The following is an 18,028-nucleotide window of genomic DNA, read 5'->3' as shown; positions in this document are numbered from 1 at the left end:
TCAAAAAATAAAGAAAAATTTTGTCATATTTTTATTGTGAAGACTAAAATGTTTCGTGTGAAACATTTTAGCGGATTTGACCTTCGCCGTAAATGATATATTTCGTAGAGGTCAGTTCATTCAATCCCATCGGACCTCGAGCATGTAATTTCTGAGTAGAAATACCGATTTCAGCACCAAAACCAAAAACAGCTCCGTCAGTAAAACGAGTTGAGGCATTCACATAAACCGCAGCGGCGTCCACTTCGTTCAAGAAACGTTGGCTTGCTTGGTAACTATCCGTAACGATGGCTTCAGAATGTTTTGTATTATGGCGATTGATATGGTCGATCGCTTCATCTAAAGAATCAACGACTTTCACAGCCAGAATATAGTCTAGATATTCCGTATCCCAATCAGCTTTTTCTGCAAGGGTTGCAGTTTCTAAATATTCCATGGCACGCGTATCTGCACGTAGAGAAACCCCATGATCTACTAATGCTTTTTCAATAACAGGTAAAAAGAAAGGGGCGATCTCTGAATGGATCAACAATGTTTCTGCAGCATTACAAACAGATGGACGAGAAGCTTTTGCATTGACGATGATATTCGTTGCCATGGTCAACTGAGCATCTTTATCGATATAAATATGATTGTTACCAGTGCCAGTCTCAATGATTGGGACTGTGGCTTGTTCCTTCACTCTTCTGATCAAATTTGCGCCGCCTCGAGGAATCAACACATCTAAGTACTCTGTTAATTTCATTAATTCAGCAGCCGTTTCATGAGATGTATCGTCCACAAATTGAACAGCGTAAGGAGACAGGCCAGCATCAGTTAACGTTTGTTGCAGAAGCTTCACTAATAATTGATTGGAAAAGAAAGCTTCCTTTCCGCCTCTAAGAATAACGGCATTTCCTGATTTAAAAGCCAAGCTGGCTGCATCAGTCGTCACATTCGGTCTAGATTCATAAATGATTCCGATGACACCAAGTGGGACACGTTTTTTTCCAATCAGTAACCCATCAGCATTCTTCCACATTTGTTCTACTTTTCCAATTGGATCCTCTAATGAAGCGATTTTACTGATTTCTTCAGCCATATCATGGATACGCTCAGGCGTTAAGCGTAAGCGGTCAAGCATCGTTTCGCTCATCTGATTTTCGGTTGCTTGCTCTAAATCTTTCTGATTGGCTTCAAGTATCGCTCCTTGATTTTTTTTGAGCATCAATGCCATCTGTTTGAGAAGGTCATTTTTCTGTTCTGTACTCATCAAAGCAAGAGTTTGGGCGCTTTGTTTTGCATTTTTTCCAAGTTGATTTAAATCAGTCATACGTGTTCCTCCTTAAATAAGGTTCCAAGTTCTTTACCGGCTAAAAGATCGAAGATAATGGTAGGATTTTTTCCGTTTGCCAGGATCATTGTACTGTTGGCTTCAAAAATACGTAATGCTGCTTGTAACTTACTAGACATTCCTCCTGTTCCAAAGGTGCTGCCAGCACCACCCGCTTGTGCCATTAAACACTCGTCAATGACCGAAACGGTTTGATACATCTTTGCGTCTGGATTTTTTGAAGGATCGGCGGAATAAAATCCGTCAATATCAGATAAAACAATTAATAAATCTGCTGTGATCAATTTTGTAACGATCGCAGATAGTTGATCATTATCACCAAATTTCGTTGTATGTTCAAGTTCATCGACTGCTACAGTATCATTTTCATTAACGATCGGGATGGTTCCCATTGCTAATAACTGTTCAAGTGTGTTGATCACATTGACTCGACTTTGAGGAAAATCGATCACATCCCGAGTAACGAGGATCTGAGCTGTTTGCTGATTGTAAACACTGAAACGTTGATTATAAATGTTCATCAATTCTGCCTGTCCGATCGCAGCAATTGCTTGTTGTTCCGGGATCGTTGTGGGGCGTGTAGCTTGATTCATTTTGTGCATCCCGACACCAACAGCGCCGGATGAAACTAATACGACTTCTTTCCCTTGATTCCGAAGATCAGACAAGACAAAGGCAAGCTGATCAATCGCAGCGAGGTTGATGTTTCCATTGGGATAGATTAAAGTACTCGTTCCCACTTTAATAACAATTCGTTTGGCTTTTGTAACTTCTTTTCGCATGTGACACCTCTAACTAAATACACGTTTTGATTTCGTTCTATTCTACTTGTTTTACACCATAAAGTCATGTATAAAATTTATTTTTTTATGACAGCAGTATTTTATTCATCTTAACATAAATTAATGAAGAATTTTTTAAGTCGTCCTTTTGGTATCATGAATATGGTAAAATAAATATAGTCTATTTTGGGAGGAAATTCGGTGAGAAAAAGAGGATTTGAAGTTATTTCAACATATGCACAACAAAAGATACAATTACCTCAACGAGCAACTCATCATGCTGCTGGATATGATTTTGAGGCGGCAGAAGATATTGTTATTCCAAGTATTTGGAAAGCTGGATTAAAACAAGGGATAACAGCTCTTTCAGAGGTATTGAAAAATGAAGAAACAACAGTCGACGAGAAAAAATTAAAACCAGTTCTTGTTCCAACTGGGATCAAAGCCTATATGGGAGAAGATGAATTTTTACAGTTAGCCAATCGTTCAAGTAATCCGTTGAAGCGTTTTTTAGTTTTAAGTAATGGAGTAGGTGTCATTGATAGTGATTACTATAATAATGATGCAAATGAAGGGCATATCATGTTCCAATTTACTAATTTTGGTTTGAAGGATGTTGTCATCAAAAAAGGTGAGCGAATTGGACAAGGAATTTTCTTGCCATTCTTAAAAGCAGATCAAGACCAAACAGAACAGGCTCGTAAAGGTGGCTTTGGTTCATCAGATGTATAACTACTCAAGGTTTATTTAATTCAAAAATAATTATTTAAGGAGGCGGGACAATGGCAAAAAAAGCGAAAGTCCAGTTTGTTTGCCAAAATTGTGGCTATGTTTCGCCTAAATTCTTAGGGCGTTGCCCAAATTGCGGGAAATGGAACACGATGGTCGAGGAAATCGAGCAAGATACGACTGACCGTAGAACACGAACAAGTTTGACTGGAGAAAAAGCCAAACCAACGAAAATTGCAGAAGTGATTCCTAAAAAGGAACCACGAGTCAAAACAAAATTAGATGAATTGAATCGAGTTTTGGGCGGGGGCGTCGTTCCGGGGTCAATGATTTTGATTGGTGGCGATCCAGGCATCGGTAAATCCACATTACTTTTACAAGTATCCCAACAATTAGCTGATATCGGCGGGAAAGTATTATATGTTTCTGGAGAAGAAAGTGCAGAACAAATTAAATTACGTGCCGAGCGTTTGGGTTCAATAAATACAGAATTTTACTTATATGCTGAAACTGATATGAATGAAATTAGCCGTGCCATCGAACAGATTTCACCAGATTATGTGATCATTGATTCGATTCAAACGATGACACAACCTGATATTACGAGTGTAGCAGGGAGTGTCAGTCAAGTGAGAGAAACGACTGCTGAGTTGTTGAAAATAGCGAAAACAAATGGGATTGCGATTTTTATCGTAGGACATGTAACGAAAGAAGGATCGATTGCGGGTCCACGTATGCTTGAACATATGGTTGATACTGTTTTGTATTTTGAAGGAGAACAGCATCATAGTTTTCGTATTTTGAGAGCAGTAAAGAATCGATTTGGTTCAACAAATGAAATTGGTATATTTGAAATGCATGAACATGGATTAGAAGAAGTTGCGAATCCTTCCCAAATCTTTTTGGAAGAACGATTAGAAGGAGCAACAGGCTCAGCGATTGTTGTGGCGATGGAAGGTACCCGCCCAATTTTAGTGGAAATCCAAGCACTGGTAACACCAACAATGTATGGAAATGCTAAACGAACCACTACTGGCTTAGATTTTAACCGAGTATCATTGATCATGGCAGTTCTCGAAAAACGAGCAGGCTTACTGTTGCAGAATCAAGATGCTTACTTAAAAGCAGCAGGTGGGGTAAAATTAAATGAACCAGCCATTGATTTAGCGATTGCTGTGAGTATTGCTTCCAGTTACAAAGAAAAAGGGACACAACCGACAGAATGTTTTATTGGCGAAATCGGGTTGACGGGCGAAATTCGCCGTGTCAGTCATATTGAACAGCGTGTCAAAGAAGTACAAAAGCTGGGTTTCACAAAAGTTTATTTGCCAAAGAACAATCTAGGAGGGTGGAATCCTCCGACTGGCATTGAAGTCGTAGGTGTCGCTACCTTGGCGGAAACGTTAAAACGTGTCTTTCGTTAAAAATAGTAAAATTAAAGAAATGGAGGAAAGAGTATGCAAAAACGTGTCATCACCTTGCTGATGATTATTGTCGGTGCCAGCTTAGGTATTTCTTTTTTACCAATGGCTTGGCAGACAATTGGTCAGCAAACAAATGGATGGCTGAATAATACATTTACCAATAGCCTGTTAGGTGCACTTATTTTCTTTTTATTGTCTTTGCTATTGGCAAAACATATCTCAGCTGTTATCAAGCAAATTGAGGAAAAATTAAGTGAGGTTAGTTTAACTTACCTATTGTTTGGTGCAATTGGTGGGATTATCGGGCTAACTTTAGGTGTAATTATTTCAACGCCACTATATAATTTGCAAATTCCGTTTGTAAATAGTGTTCTTCCCATCTTATTAATGGTTATTTTAGGCTATTTAGGATTCAGGATGGGAACCACTCGAATCGATGAATGGAAAAAAATCTTTGGTTCAAGAAACAAGAAAGTGGAACAAGAAACACCTAGTCAAGTGGAGAGCCAAATACTGGAACGGAAATTAGGCGAGAACTTTCATAAATACAAGATCTTAGATACTAGCGTGATCATTGATGGACGAATCTATGACATCACCAAAACTGGTTTTTTAGAAGGCACACTGATGATTCCGAATTTTGTGCTTTATGAATTACAGTATATTGCTGATTCTGGCGATAGCCTAAAACGTGTTCGCGGACGCCGCGGGCTGGATATCCTCAATGCTTTGCAAAAAGAAGAAGGAATCTCTGTTGAAATGTATGACGGTGATTTTGAAGATATCACTGAAGTGGACAGCAAATTGATCAAATTAGCGAAAATTTTAGATGGTGTCATCGTGACAAATGATTATAACTTAAATAAAGTCTCAGAGTTTCAAAATGTACCAGTGTTGAATATCAATGCTTTAGCGAATGCAGTAAAACCGGTAGTTATTCCAGGTGAAAACATGAATGTTTTAGTCGTAAAAGCAGGAACAGAACGTCAACAAGGGGTTGCTTATCTCGATGATGGCACCATGGTGGTCGTGGAAGATGGACAGCATTATATGAACGAACATATCGAAGTGGTTGTTACAAGTGCCTTACAAACAGCTGCCGGGCGGATGATTTTTGCAAAACCAGCCCATGCAGGTCGTGGGATCGATAATAAAGACAATAAAAAAGAAACTGAAAAAAGTAAACATGCTTAACGAAAGAAAAATCGGAATATGAGTATAAAAAGTAGCCAACTGGTAAGGAAATTCAACCAGTTGGCTTTACTATTTCCCATATTAAAGGTAAAATTTGTGCTGAGTGGCTTTCATTTTAATGAAAAAGCCTTTAAGAAATATGAGGATGTAAAACAGAACATGTTTTTCGTGTTTTGTCTCATATTTTAAAGTCTAGTTTGAAAGAAGAGGAAGAAAATGACGAAAGTACGCGTACGCTATGCACCAAGTCCAACTGGGCACTTACATATTGGGAATGCTCGAACAGCATTGTTCAATTATCTATTTGCTCGCCACAACGATGGAGACTTTATTATTCGTATTGAGGACACAGACCAAAAACGAAACATTGAAGATGGTGAAAAGAGCCAATTGGAAAATTTGGCTTGGTTAGGTATCGATTGGGATGAATCTCCTGAAAATCCTGGAGAATATGGTCCTTATCGTCAATCTGAAAGAAAAGAAATTTATCAGCCTTTGATTGATCAACTTCTTGCAAGTAATCGGGCATACAAATGTTACTGTACAGAAGAAGAGTTAGAAGCAACTCGTGAAGAACAACGTGCACGTGGAGAAATGCCTCATTATGCGGGTACTTGTGCAAATCTAACACCAGAAGAACAAGCAGAAAAAGAAGCGCAAGGGATTGAACCAGTGATCCGATTCCGTGTACCACGTAATACGGAATATGCGTTCAAAGATATGGTCAAAGGGGATATCACCTTTGAATCAGATAATATCGGTGGCGACTATGTCATTCAAAAACGTGATGGTATGCCAACATATAACTTTGCTGTAGCTGTAGATGATCATATGATGAAGATTACTCATGTCTTACGTGGGGATGACCATATTGCAAATACACCTAAACAATTGATGATCTATGAAGCTTTTGGTTGGACACCACCAACATTCGGTCACATGACATTGATCATCAATACAGAAACTGGGAAAAAACTAAGTAAACGTGATGAATCGATTTTACAATTTATCGAACAGTATCATGAATTAGGTTACTTACCAGAAGCAATGTTCAACTTTATTGCATTATTAGGTTGGTCACCAGTAGGCGAAGACGAAATTTTCAACCAAGAAGAATTGATCAACATGTTTGATCCAAATCGTTTGAGTAAATCACCTGCAGCCTTCGATGCGAAGAAATTACAATGGGTGAATAACCATTACATGAAAGAAATGGATTTAGATAAGTTAACAGACATGTGCTTGCCTTACTTGATCGCTGACGGTCGAGTACAAGAAAATCCTGATGAAAAAACGATCGAATGGGTCAAAAGAATCGTTAGTCTGTATCAACCACAAATGAGTTACGCAGCTGAAATCGTAGAAGCTTCTTCCTTATTCTTCAATGAACATCCTGTATTGAACGATGCGGCTAAAGAAGTATTAGCAGGCGAAACTGTTCCACTTGTTCTTAATGCATTTAAAGCACAACTAGAACAAATGGAAGTCGTGGATGCCCCAACCGTAAAAGCAGCAATCAAAGCTGTCCAAAAAGAAACTGGCGTTAAAGGTAAAAATCTTTTCATGCCGATCCGAGTAGCTGTTTCAGGACAAATGCACGGACCAGAATTACCAGATACGATCGAATTGCTTGGTCGTGAAAAATCATTAGCACATTTAAATCAAGTCATCAACTAAACACGATGAACAGAAAGAAGTAAGTAATCATTGATCTCAAGAGAGGTGACGGGCGGTGGAAGTCACTGATTGATGTTTACTGAAATGCCTCTGGGAGTGGTTTCGGCGAGTGAAATAGACACATCTCTTTGTGACGAATTTCAGGTAGTCGAGAACGTGTAAGCTTACGTTAACAGCTAGAGGTAATCATATCTGATTATAAATAAAAGTGGAACCACGCCAATTAGCGTCTTTTAATAAGGAAACTTGTTAAAGGCGCTTCTTTATTTGTCAGAGAACTACATAAATTATTGAGAGGAAGGAGCGATGACGATGGGGTGGTTTGCCCGAGCGGTAGAGGCAGCTAAAAAAAATGACCCGGCTGCTCGTTCAACATTAGAAATCGTTTTGACATATCCAGGGTTTCATGCCTTATTTTGGCATCGGGTGTCACATTACTTATATCAGCATAAACTTTACTTGCTGGCAAAAATCAATGCACAATTTTGGCGATTTATAACAGGAATCGAGATACATCCTGGAGCCCAGATCGGACAAGGTGTTTTTATCGATCATGGGATGGGGATCGTGATTGGAGAAACCGCAGAGGTCGCTGATGATGTAGTTCTTTTTCATGGAGTTACGTTAGGTGGTACAGGTAAAGAAACGGGCAAAAGGCATCCCACAGTGAAACAAGGGGCAATGCTTTCTGCCAATGCTCAAATATTAGGACCGGTCACGATTGGGAAACATACGAAGATTGGTGCCGGTGCAGTCGTTTTAAAAGACATTCCAGATTATGCTACAGCCGTGGGGGTTCCTGCAAAAGTAGTACGGATTAATGGAGAAAAAGTGAGGAGATCAGAATGATAAAAATTTACAATACATTGACTAGACAAAAAGAGGAATTTGTACCGATTCAAGCAGGAAAAGTCGGTATGTACGTGTGTGGTCCGACTGTTTATAACTATATTCATATTGGAAATGCCCGCAGCACGATTGCTTTTGACACGATTCGACGCTACTTTGAATATCGGGGATATCAAGTCGATTATGTTTCCAATTTCACTGATGTAGATGATAAAATCATTCGTGCTGCTAATGAATTAGGGATCACGGCGCCAGAAGTAGCCAACCGTTTTATCCAAGCATTTGAAGAAGATACCAAGGCGTTGAATGTGGAGCCAGCTACAGCGCATCCTCGTGTGATGGATCATATGCCAGATATTATTTCTTTCATCCAAGTATTGATCGAAAAAGGTTATGGATATGAATCAAATGGCGATGTCTACTACCGTACAAGAAAATTTTCAACCTATGGACAACTTAGTGATCAATCGATTGATGAGTTAGAAGTGGGCGCGAGTCAACGGACGGGAGCAGAACAAAGTCAGAAAGAAGATCCGCTTGATTTTGCACTATGGAAAAAAGCAAAACCTAATGAGATCTCTTGGGATTCTCCATGGGGACCCGGACGTCCAGGATGGCACATCGAATGTTCCGTTATGGCAACGAAACATTTAGGGGAAACAATTGATATCCATGGTGGTGGGCAAGATTTAGAGTTTCCACATCATGAAAATGAGATTGCCCAAAGCGAAGCAAAAACGGGAAAGAAATTTGCCAATTATTGGATGCACAATGGTTACGTCACGATTGGCGATGATGATCAGAAAATGAGTAAATCATTAGGTAACTTTATTACTGTCCATGAAATGATCCAAACGGTAGATCCACAAGTGTTACGCTTCTTCATGGCAACAACTCAATATCGCCGACCGATTCGTTATAGTGAGGCAACGATGAAGGAAGCAGCGACAAACTTGCAACGCTTAAGAAATACATTTGATAATCTTAAATTCCGCCTAGCAACAGCAGAAAAATCTCTGGCGGATGACACAAAGTATTTAGCTGAACTTGAACAAATCGAACAACGCTTTATTGAAGAAATGGACGACGATTTTAATGCTGCGAATGGAATTACCGTCGTTTACGAATTGGCAAAATGGTTAAACACGTATTTGGAGAAAACAACTGTTTCAGCGGATGTTCTAGCAAACGGGGAAGCATTATTTACCCAATGGTTGGCTATTTTTGGTATTTTATTTACATCTGAGGAATTACTTGATGAAGAAATCGAGCAGTTGATCGAAGAACGTACGCAAGCAAGAAAAAATCGTGATTTTGCCCGTAGTGACGAAATCCGTGACCAATTAAAAGAAAAAGGGATCTTGCTTGATGACACACCGCAAGGAACTCGTTGGAGAAGAGAAGCATGAAAGACTATACACAATTAAACGGACTAGCTTTAGCTTATGTAGGAGATGCCATCTATGAGATCTATATTCGTGACTATTTGATCGAACAAGGGGCGACTAAACCGAATAAACTTCATAAAGCAGCCACGAATTATGTTTCAGCAAAAGCACAAGCTTATCTGATTAAAGAGATGCTAGAAGAAAAATTGATGACACCAGAAGAAGAAACTTTTTATCGTCGTGGTAGAAATGCCAAAAGTCATACAAGTGCAAAAAATGCAGATGTCACAACTTATCGAATTGCCACAGGTTTTGAAGCTTTGATGGGGTATCTGCATTTGACGAAACAAACAGAACGGTTAGAAGAATTAATTGAATGGTGTATCCAGAAAGTCGGTGAAAAAAATGGGTAGAGAACAAAAAGAACGTCATTATAACAAACGTAAAAAAGCAACGAAACAGCCAATGAACGCTTCATCACAGAAAAAATCGCAAAAAAAGCGAAACCATTATGACACTTCCTATGAACCTGTAGTTGGGGAGAAAAAAGAGGAAGCAATCGAAGATAATTTTGTCTTTGGTCATCATGCAGCAGTAGAAGCCTTACAACAAGGTAGAGGGAATAAATTATTTTTACAAGAGGACTCACGGGGAGAAAAAACCGAAGAGTTAAAGAACATTGCTAGAGATCAAGCTGTACCAGTTAAATGGGTACCAAAACAAAAATTAGATACATTAAGTGATCATGGTGTACATCAAGGAGTAGTCTTAGCGATTACCCCGTATGAATATTTATCCTTAGACCAGCTTCTTCAGCAAACCAAAGAAAAAACAGAAACACCTTTCTTTGTCATTTTAGATAGTATTGAAGATCCTCACAATTTTGGTTCGATCCTACGAACAGCGGATGCAAGTGGGGTAGACGGCGTAATCATTCCTAAGCATCGGGCGGTAGGCATTACGCCAATCGTTACAAAAACCTCTACTGGAGCAGTCGAACATGTACCTGTAGCACGAGTGACTAATCTTGTTCAAGCGGTCCAACAACTAAAAGAAGCCGGTTTTTGGGTTTTTGGGACAGATATGGATGGTACAAATTTCCAAAAATGGAATGCAAAAGGCGCTATTGCTTTAGTGATTGGTAATGAAGGACGAGGAATGAGTCCTGGATTGAAAAAAGAAATGGACGAACTTTTGACCATTCCAATGGTCGGTCACGTTCAAAGTTTGAATGCGAGTGTTGCTGCTGGATTGTTGATGTATCAAGCTTTTTCTCAACGTCAAGGAGAGTGATCAGATGAAAAAGCAGCTCCTAATTGTTGATGGTTATAACATGATCGGTTCTTGGCCAGAACTCGTTTTGTTGAAAAAACAAGAAAAGATGGCGGATGCTAGAGAAGCTTTGTTGCATCGTTTGTCAAATTATGCCAAATACGAAGGAATTGAAGTGATAGTTGTTTTTGATGCACAATTGGTTCCAGGCATTCAGCAAAACTATAAGAAATACCAATTAGAAGTCGTCTTTACAAAAGAAGATGAAACGGCAGATAGCTATATTGAACGTATTGCTGGCCAATTGAATGATCGTTTAACGCAAGTAACTGTTGCCACGAGTGACTTAGCCGAGCAATGGATGATCTTTTCACAAGGGGCTTTGCGGACTTCTGCCTATGAATTATACAAAACGATCCAGAAAACAGAGAAAAACATTGCACAAGATAATATAAATATGCAATTTGATAATTTTCGTCGTAATTCGCCTTGGAGTAAAGAACAATTAGAAAAATTGTCCCAAAAGTTAGACGATTTAATGCGAAAAGGTAGATAACATAGTTATATGATTAGTCAATCGGATGATTGATGGTAAGATTCCTCCATAATCGAAAGAGATGGAGGAATTATTTTATGTCTGAGGAGTTATTGCGCGCCGCACGTGACGGTGATGAAGAAGCATTCGCTATCCTATATCAAAAATATTTTCCACTTTTGTTACGTTTAAAAAATATGTACTACCTAAGAAATTATGTGTATGAAGATTGGGAACAAGAAGCAAGGATCGCCTTCTACCAAGCTTTAAAGACTTATGAAAATAACAAAGGCGTTAGCTTTGGCAGCTATTATAAAAGCATTATCAGTAATCAAATTTATTCATTATTAAGAAAACAAAATGCCTTGAAACGTAGAGACCAAAAAGATGAATTATCGATTGATCAGAAGGTTGAAACAGAAGGTCCGGACTTTTTAGCAGAAATCACTACTCAAGAACCACTTGCGATGCAACGATTACTGTTAAATGAAGCCATTGAAGATTGCGAAATCAAATTTTCAAAAAAGGAAGCAAAAATATTTTATTATTATATGCAAGGAACCGATTTCAAGAGGATGGCAGAGGAACTTTCAATGGATGTCAAACAAGTCAAGAGTGCGTATAGCCGTGTGAAATTTAAAATAAAACAACATCTCAAAAATTATCATGAGGAATAATTTATAAAATTATTAATGTTTTTCTTATTTGTTTTTATTGCATTTCTTTTTTTTATATGGTAAACTTGAAAATTTTTAGAAAGTGTGGTATATTGGGTAATGAGGTGAACTGTATGCCAACAACTTTAGCTACAATCAAAAAAGATTTAGAAGGTCGTATCGGCAGCCCAATCATGCTGGTTGCTCAGACAGGAAGAAAGCGTCAAACAGAACGCCGAGGCGTTTTAACAGAAACCTATCCTTCAGTATTCGTTGTTGATTTGGATCCTGAAGAAAATTCTTTTGAACGAGTATCGTATAGCTATTCAGATGTACTTACTCGAACAGTCGAGATTGAATTTTTAACTGAAGCAGTTTAAAAAGCAAGCGAGCCTAGTTTTTTATAAGGTTCGTTTGCTTTTTTGTTTGGAAATAGGTATGCTGAAAAAAAGAGAATTGGAGGCACTTTCAAATGGAACATTATGTAAAAAAATTTGCAGATTTGACCACTCAAGAATTTTATGAGATTGTCAAAGAACGTATTGCTGTTTTTGTCGTAGAACAAAATTGTCCCTACCAAGAAGTGGATGAAATTGATAGCCAAGCTTGGCATACGTATTTCAAAGATGAAGCAGGGAAAATTTCTGCTTATACACGTATTTTTGAAGAAGATGGAACCATTCATTTTGGTCGAGTGTTGGTCAATAGTGAGCATCGTAAAGAAGGGTTGGGACGTAAGATCGTGCAACGTACGATGGAAGTAATTGAAGCCAATTACCCGCAACGACCGATCGTCATTGGGGCGCAAGTCTATCTTCAATCTTTTTATGAGTCATTTGGATTCGAGGCCATTTCAGATGTTTATTTAGAAGATGACATCCCCCATATCGATATGAAAAAATCGAGCTAAAGTGATCATGACGATAGGTAGCGCAATACAAAAAAGAACAGTTACAGTGAAAACTGATAGCTGTTCTTTTTTGTATCATTTAGTTTTCTTTATTTTTCAGTTGTCTGATCAACGGTTGCTTGTGTAGTTGGTCGTCCGTTGTTTTCTGCTGTTTGTTGTGCAAGTAGATCACGAATGTCGCTCAAATAATCTTCAGCAGTTGGTTTGGCAGGTGCTTCTTCTGTTTCTTTTTCAGGACGTAATCTTTTAGCGTGGTTGGCTGCTTTTACCACTAAGAATAAGACAAACCCTGTAATAATAAATGTTATGATTGCACTAATAACATTGCCGAAAGCAAACGTAACTCCTTTAGTAGGTGACCAGTCCAAGATAGAAAGGGCGCCTTCCAAATCAGACGTGCCAGTAATCATCGCTACAACCCAGCCTACAAGAGGTGTGATCAAACCTTGAACGATCTGATTGACAATGCTAGTAAATGCACTCCCGATAACAACCCCAACGGCTAAATCTAATACGTCGCCACGCATAATAAACTCTTTAAATTCTTTAATCATTTTTCTCCTCCTCTCACTTATCCTTAGTATAACGAAGAATAAAAAAATATAAAAACGACATGCATTTATGGCTAAGGTCTGTCGTTCAAGTACTTATATGCTATACTAGAAGGTGACTCTTAAGTGATGCAAGAGAGAATTAAAGCAGTAAAAAATAGTAGCCACATATTCTTTTATCCTCCAAGATAAAATCAACCATGTCGGAGAACGAACTGCTAATAAAGGAGCATGTACTATGACATATCAACTGGCAGAGGGTGTAAACCTCCACGTCTTGCAAACAAAACAATATAAAACGGTTCGTATCTTTGTTCGCTTTACTACGCGTTTAAAAAAAGAAGTCATCACGAAACGTTCCCTTTTAAGTAGCTTGTTAGAAACGAACAGTTTAAATTATCCTGACCAGACTCAGTTAAGTGCAAAATTGGCGGATCTTTATGGTGCTAGTTTTGGAACGTCCGTGAGAAAAAAAGGCAATCTTCACTGGTTGGATGCTAGCATCAACTTTGTCAATGGCAAGTATATCAACGATACCAGCATTTTAAACCAAGCTGTTGCTTTTTTGAAAGAAGTTCTCTTTTATCCAAACATTACGGGGGAAAAATTTGATCCAGCCACTTTTGCTTTAGAAAAAAACAATTTGAAACTTTATTTAGAGAGCTTAAATGAAGACAAGCAAACGATGGCTTCACTGGCGCTTCAAGAGTTGTATTTTGATCAGTCGGAGGCGCAGAAAATACCAAGTTTTGGAACAATCGAAGATCTAGATGAACTCACAGCTGAAGTGTTAGCTGACTATTATCATCAGATGATCACAGAAGATCAGATCGATATCTTCGTAGTGGGAGATGTCTCTCCTGCAGAAGTCCAAGCAGCTTTTAGTGAATGGGCATTTCCAGAGCGAGAAAGATTACACCCGGAAATTTTTTATAGCCAACCGCAAGAAAATATCATCAAAGAGCGACAGATCGAAGAACCAGTGACTCAGGCGAAATTAAATTTGGCTTATCAAACCAATGTCTATTATGACCAACCGGATCGTTTTTCATTGATGGTCTTCAATGGATTATTTGGCGGTTTCCCACACTCTAAATTATTTATGAATGTTCGTGAAAAAGAGAGCCTAGCTTACTATGCTTCCAGCAGCATTGATACTTTTCGTGGGTTCCTAAGTGTACAAACAGGAATTGATGGACGTAAACGTAACCAAGTATTGCATCTGATCCATGAACAATTAGAAAGTCTACGAAATGGGGAAGTCACAGAACTTGAATTGACACAAACTAAGGCCATGTTACGAAACCAATATCTATTATCATTAGATGCCCCACAAGTAGCTGTCGAGACTGCCTATTTAGAGAATTGGTTGCCAGAAACGAAATTAACAGCTGACGAATGGTTAAAACGGATGGAAAAAGTAACGGTCGAAGACATCCAAAAAATAGCTCGACAAATCGAGTTGCAGGCAATTTTCTTTTTAGACGGAGGTACAACAAATGAATAAAACAGAATATGATCAAATCAACGAAACACTGTACCATGAAGTATTACCAAATGGTTTGACTGTTTATTTATTACCTAAAAATGATTACCATAAGACATATGGTTTATTTAGTACAAATTACGGTTCGATCGATAATGAATTTATTCCATATGGTTCAGATAAAAAGATAAAAGTTCCAGATGGTATTGCCCATTTCTTGGAACATAAATTGTTTGAAAAAGAGGATGGCGATGTCTTTCAATTATTTGGACAACAAGGGGCCTCAGCTAACGCGTTTACCAGTTTTACCAAAACAAGTTATTTATTTTCAACGACAGATCAAGTTGAAAAAAATTTGACGACTTTACTTGATTTTGTCCAAGCACCTTATTTTACGGAAGAAACAGTTAATAAAGAAAAAGGGATCATTGGGCAAGAAATACAAATGTATGAAGATGATCCAAATTGGCGGATGTTTTTTGGCATTTTGAATAATTTATACCCTGAACATCCTTTGCATATCGATATAGCTGGCACAGTTGAAAGTATTGAAGCAATCACTGCTGATGATTTATACACGTGCTATCGGACATTTTATCAGCCAAGTAATATGGTCTTGTTCGTAGTAGGAAAATTAGAGCCGGAAAAGTTGATGGAATTGATTCGAACCAATCAAAATGCTAAGGATTTTCCACCAGCTCAAAAAATCGAACGTTATTTCCCTGACAATAATGGTGATATTATTGCGAAAAGCTCAATGCGCTCAGCAATCACTAGAGATAAGTTTGTCTTGGGAATCAAAGGGCTAGATGTTTTACCAGCAGAAGGGAAGGAATTATTGAGATACAAGACTGCTCTCAATCTTTTATTCCAATTGTTATTAGGGAATACTTCTCAAAATTATTTGAAAATGTACAATGATGGTTTAATTGATGACAGCTTCGGTTTTGAATTTAGTTTAGATCGAGAATTTCATTTTGCTGACTTTAGCGGAGACACGGATCAGCCAGAAAAAGCAGCTGAAAAAGTGAAAGAAATTCTTCTGCATTTTGAAGAGGATCAAGAACTGTCTGAAGAAAATCTAACATTGTTGAAGAAAAAGATGTTAGGACAATATTTCCAAACATTAAATTCACTGGAATACATTGCAAACCAATTCACGCAAAGCCTATTTGGGGATCAAACATTATTTGATTTACCAGAAATTATTGAATCCATTCAATTAGCAGATGTATTAAAAGTAGGTCGTTCTTTTATCAAAGAAGAAGCGTTCAGTGAGTTTTATATGCAGCCAAATGTCTGATATAGAAGTAGAGATGACGAATGGGAAAGTAGTTAAACTCTTAAATTTCGTTATAGAGTGCATTCAATGTTACCCTAAGATAACTTCGTTTATGGTATTCTTAAGAAGATAAAGAATAAAAAATGGGCGTTGGTGTATGGCGTGTTACATTCTTAACGAAAAGGAACAATTAGACGACTAGCGTTTATACAATTGCTGGTTAGAATAAAAAGACTGGAGAAGATGAACGAGTGGCTTTTGAAACCATCGGAGAAACATTAAGGCAAGCTCGCCTAAATAAGAAAATATCTTTAGATGAATTACAGCAGATTACGAAAATTCAAAAACGTTATCTAGAAGCAATCGATAATGATGATTTTGATCAACTACCTGGAAAATTTTATGTTCGGGCATTTATTCGTCAATATGCAGAAGCTGTCGGTGAAGATGGCGATCATTTAGTTGATGTATTTGATGGGAAAAGCAAATTATCAGCTGGAGAAGTTGTCGCACGTCCTGAACCAGAAACAGTGAGTGGTTCGAGAAAAGCTATGCATCAGGAAGAAGCCAATCCAAGTAAGTTTTGGACAAGTCTACCGGTTATTTTACTTGGTTTAGTCGCTTTAGCAATTATTACTGTTGTGGGTTATATGACTTGGCAGGATCGAAAATCTGACCCGATTATTGATACAACGGCAACTTCAGTTTCGGTTGACGGTGCAATTACACAAACGACATCTAGCACTAAGAAAGAGCGTGAATCCTCTTCTTCAACAAGTACGACAACCACTTCAACAACACAAGAAGAGAAAAAGATGGCGATTACGGCTGGTGAAGACACAGGTAGTACGATCGCAGTGAATGTTACGGATGCGAAAAAACCTGTTACACTTGAATTTGCAGCGACTAACCGAATTTGGATCGGTGTATTAGTGGATAATGCCTATGTTTATCAAGGGACATTAGCAGCAAATGAAACACAAAGCACGCAATTACCGGAAACGGCAACCAATGCAACGATTCGATTAGGAGCTGCAAGTAATGCAACGGTTAAGATAAACGGGGAAGAAATCCCTGTTAATCCAGGAGCGAATAATCAAAATCCTAAAAATGTCACATTGACACTACAGTATGCAGAGTAAATCGCTTATAAGTAGAATGATGTGAAAAAAGAAAACAAGATAAGTACCTGGGAAGGCAGATTCATCTTAGGTGCTTATCTTTTTTCACGACTGCTGATAAAAACTGATCATTATCGGTGGAAAGTTTAGAACGAGTCACGTAGAATAGGGAAGAAAGGAGTCGATAGTGTGAATTTACCAAATAAATTAACTGTACTTAGAATTTGTATGATCCCGATTTTTATTTTAGTTGTCGGATTACCCTTAGATTGGGGACAAGTAACCGTAGGAACAACATCACTTGCTGTGACGCAATTAGTAGGAGCGATTATTTTTGCTTTAGCAAGTATTACCGATTGGCTCGATGGAAAAATTGCTCGTGCCAGAGGATTAGTCACCAATTTTGGAAAGTTTGCTGATCCATTAGCAGATAAAATGTTAGTGATGACCGCTTTTATTATGTTGGTGGGGCAAGGTAAGGCACCAGGATGGGTAGTTGCGATTATCGTTTGTCGAGAACTAGCTGTTACCGGTCTGCGACTATTGTTAGTCGAAGATGGGGAAGTCATGGCAGCAGCGTGGCCAGGAAAAGTAAAAACGGCTACGCAAATGGTGGCTATTATTTTGTTATTCATCAATAATATTCCATTTAATCTGATCAATTTACCGATGGATCAAATCATACTGTATGCTTGTTTGATCTTCACGATTTATTCAGGTGTTGATTATTTTATGAAAAATAGTGGTGTGTTCAAAGGTTCGATGTAAGATTCCTTACAAAGATGTACCATTTCGATAATTCGTCTTACCCCAAAATAACATTTTATATTTTGGGGTAA

Annotated in this window: 19 protein-coding genes and 1 other annotated feature; of the genes, 16 read left to right on the top strand and 3 right to left on the bottom strand. The window is 38.2% G+C overall.

The window, feature by feature from the left end:
- Window positions 1-67: 67 nt before the first annotated feature.
- Window positions 68-1,312, bottom strand: coding sequence for a glutamate-5-semialdehyde dehydrogenase (locus tag AB3I42_RS10655; RefSeq protein WP_010737261.1), 1,245 nt, complete (start codon window positions 1,310-1,312; stop codon window positions 68-70).
- Window positions 1,309-2,115: a glutamate 5-kinase gene (gene proB, locus AB3I42_RS10650; RefSeq protein ID WP_010720640.1), complete on the bottom strand. Its 807-nt coding sequence runs from the start codon at window positions 2,113-2,115 to the stop codon at window positions 1,309-1,311. Before proB ends, AB3I42_RS10655 begins: the two co-directional genes overlap by 4 nt.
- 201 nt (window positions 2,116-2,316) lie before the next feature.
- On the opposite strand from proB, the gene AB3I42_RS10645 reads away from it, so the two are divergent.
- From AB3I42_RS10645 to AB3I42_RS10590, 12 genes are all read left to right on the top strand, one after another.
- Window positions 2,317-2,847 carry a dUTP diphosphatase gene (locus AB3I42_RS10645; RefSeq protein ID WP_010720639.1) on the top strand — a complete coding sequence of 177 codons (531 nt, stop codon included), beginning with the start codon at window positions 2,317-2,319 and terminating at the stop codon, window positions 2,845-2,847.
- Between the two features lie 50 nt (window positions 2,848-2,897).
- Entirely contained in the window at window positions 2,898-4,268 is a 1,371-nt protein-coding gene (radA, locus tag AB3I42_RS10640) for a DNA repair protein RadA (protein ID WP_010720638.1), read from the top strand.
- Between the two features lie 33 nt (window positions 4,269-4,301).
- The gene (locus tag AB3I42_RS10635) at window positions 4,302-5,462 is read left to right on the top strand and encodes a PIN/TRAM domain-containing protein (protein ID WP_181914679.1); all 1,161 of its coding nucleotides are present in this window, start codon (window positions 4,302-4,304) and stop codon (window positions 5,460-5,462) included.
- Between the two features lie 216 nt (window positions 5,463-5,678).
- Complete coding sequence (gene gltX, locus AB3I42_RS10630) at window positions 5,679-7,139, top strand: glutamate--tRNA ligase (RefSeq protein ID WP_081123398.1); 1,461 nt, start codon at window positions 5,679-5,681, stop codon at window positions 7,137-7,139.
- Window positions 7,136-7,376, top strand: a binding site (T-box leader). It overlaps the preceding gene by 4 nt.
- A gap of 75 nt (window positions 7,377-7,451) precedes the next feature.
- Window positions 7,452-7,988, top strand: a complete 537-nt coding sequence (gene epsC, locus AB3I42_RS10625; RefSeq protein ID WP_010720635.1) for a serine O-acetyltransferase EpsC — start codon at window positions 7,452-7,454, stop codon at window positions 7,986-7,988.
- Window positions 7,985-9,397 carry a cysteine--tRNA ligase gene (gene cysS, locus AB3I42_RS10620; RefSeq protein WP_010737263.1) on the top strand — a complete coding sequence of 471 codons (1,413 nt, stop codon included), beginning with the start codon at window positions 7,985-7,987 and terminating at the stop codon, window positions 9,395-9,397. Before epsC ends, cysS begins: the two co-directional genes overlap by 4 nt.
- The gene (locus tag AB3I42_RS10615; protein ID WP_010720633.1) at window positions 9,394-9,789 is read left to right on the top strand and encodes a Mini-ribonuclease 3; all 396 of its coding nucleotides are present in this window, start codon (window positions 9,394-9,396) and stop codon (window positions 9,787-9,789) included. The genes cysS and AB3I42_RS10615 overlap by 4 nt, the downstream gene beginning before the upstream one ends.
- On the top strand, window positions 9,782-10,669 hold the full coding sequence (gene rlmB, locus AB3I42_RS10610) for a 23S rRNA (guanosine(2251)-2'-O)-methyltransferase RlmB (RefSeq protein WP_010720632.1): 888 nt from the start codon (window positions 9,782-9,784) through the stop codon (window positions 10,667-10,669). The genes AB3I42_RS10615 and rlmB overlap by 8 nt, the downstream gene beginning before the upstream one ends.
- Before the next feature lie 4 nt (window positions 10,670-10,673).
- Complete coding sequence (locus tag AB3I42_RS10605) at window positions 10,674-11,204, top strand: NYN domain-containing protein (protein ID WP_010737264.1); 531 nt, start codon at window positions 10,674-10,676, stop codon at window positions 11,202-11,204.
- Between the two features lie 77 nt (window positions 11,205-11,281).
- Window positions 11,282-11,860 (top strand): sigma-70 family RNA polymerase sigma factor, encoded by a 579-nt coding sequence (locus tag AB3I42_RS10600; protein WP_181914678.1) that lies wholly within the window; start codon window positions 11,282-11,284, stop codon window positions 11,858-11,860.
- 113 nt (window positions 11,861-11,973) lie between these two features.
- On the top strand, window positions 11,974-12,219 hold the full coding sequence (locus AB3I42_RS10595; RefSeq protein WP_005875105.1) for a Veg family protein: 246 nt from the start codon (window positions 11,974-11,976) through the stop codon (window positions 12,217-12,219).
- 92 nt (window positions 12,220-12,311) lie between these two features.
- Window positions 12,312-12,749 (top strand): GNAT family N-acetyltransferase, encoded by a 438-nt coding sequence (locus tag AB3I42_RS10590; protein ID WP_010720628.1) that lies wholly within the window; start codon window positions 12,312-12,314, stop codon window positions 12,747-12,749.
- An 89-nt stretch (window positions 12,750-12,838) separates the two neighbouring features.
- On the opposite strand, the gene mscL is transcribed toward AB3I42_RS10590, so the two are convergent.
- On the bottom strand, window positions 12,839-13,303 hold the full coding sequence (gene mscL, locus AB3I42_RS10585; RefSeq protein WP_010720627.1) for a large conductance mechanosensitive channel protein MscL: 465 nt from the start codon (window positions 13,301-13,303) through the stop codon (window positions 12,839-12,841).
- A gap of 235 nt (window positions 13,304-13,538) precedes the next feature.
- Here mscL and AB3I42_RS10580 point away from each other — a divergent pair, with 235 nt between their 5' ends.
- From AB3I42_RS10580 to pgsA, 4 genes are all read left to right on the top strand, one after another.
- Window positions 13,539-14,807 carry a pitrilysin family protein gene (locus AB3I42_RS10580; protein WP_010737266.1) on the top strand — a complete coding sequence of 423 codons (1,269 nt, stop codon included), beginning with the start codon at window positions 13,539-13,541 and terminating at the stop codon, window positions 14,805-14,807.
- Window positions 14,800-16,089, top strand: coding sequence for a pitrilysin family protein (locus AB3I42_RS10575; RefSeq protein WP_034867280.1), 1,290 nt, complete (start codon window positions 14,800-14,802; stop codon window positions 16,087-16,089). The genes AB3I42_RS10580 and AB3I42_RS10575 overlap by 8 nt, the downstream gene beginning before the upstream one ends.
- A gap of 230 nt (window positions 16,090-16,319) precedes the next feature.
- Window positions 16,320-17,210, top strand: a complete 891-nt coding sequence (locus AB3I42_RS10570) for a RodZ domain-containing protein (protein ID WP_010720624.1) — start codon at window positions 16,320-16,322, stop codon at window positions 17,208-17,210.
- A 168-nt stretch (window positions 17,211-17,378) separates the two neighbouring features.
- Window positions 17,379-17,957 carry a CDP-diacylglycerol--glycerol-3-phosphate 3-phosphatidyltransferase gene (gene pgsA, locus AB3I42_RS10565; protein ID WP_010737268.1) on the top strand — a complete coding sequence of 193 codons (579 nt, stop codon included), beginning with the start codon at window positions 17,379-17,381 and terminating at the stop codon, window positions 17,955-17,957.
- The last annotated feature ends 71 nt before the right edge of the window (window positions 17,958-18,028 follow it).

Source organism: Enterococcus sp. C53 (assembly GCF_040887425.1).
In the GTDB taxonomy this organism is placed as follows: Bacteria; Bacillota; Bacilli; order Lactobacillales; family Enterococcaceae; genus Enterococcus_B; species Enterococcus_B hirae.
This window is presented reverse-complemented; position numbering and strand designations above follow the sequence as displayed.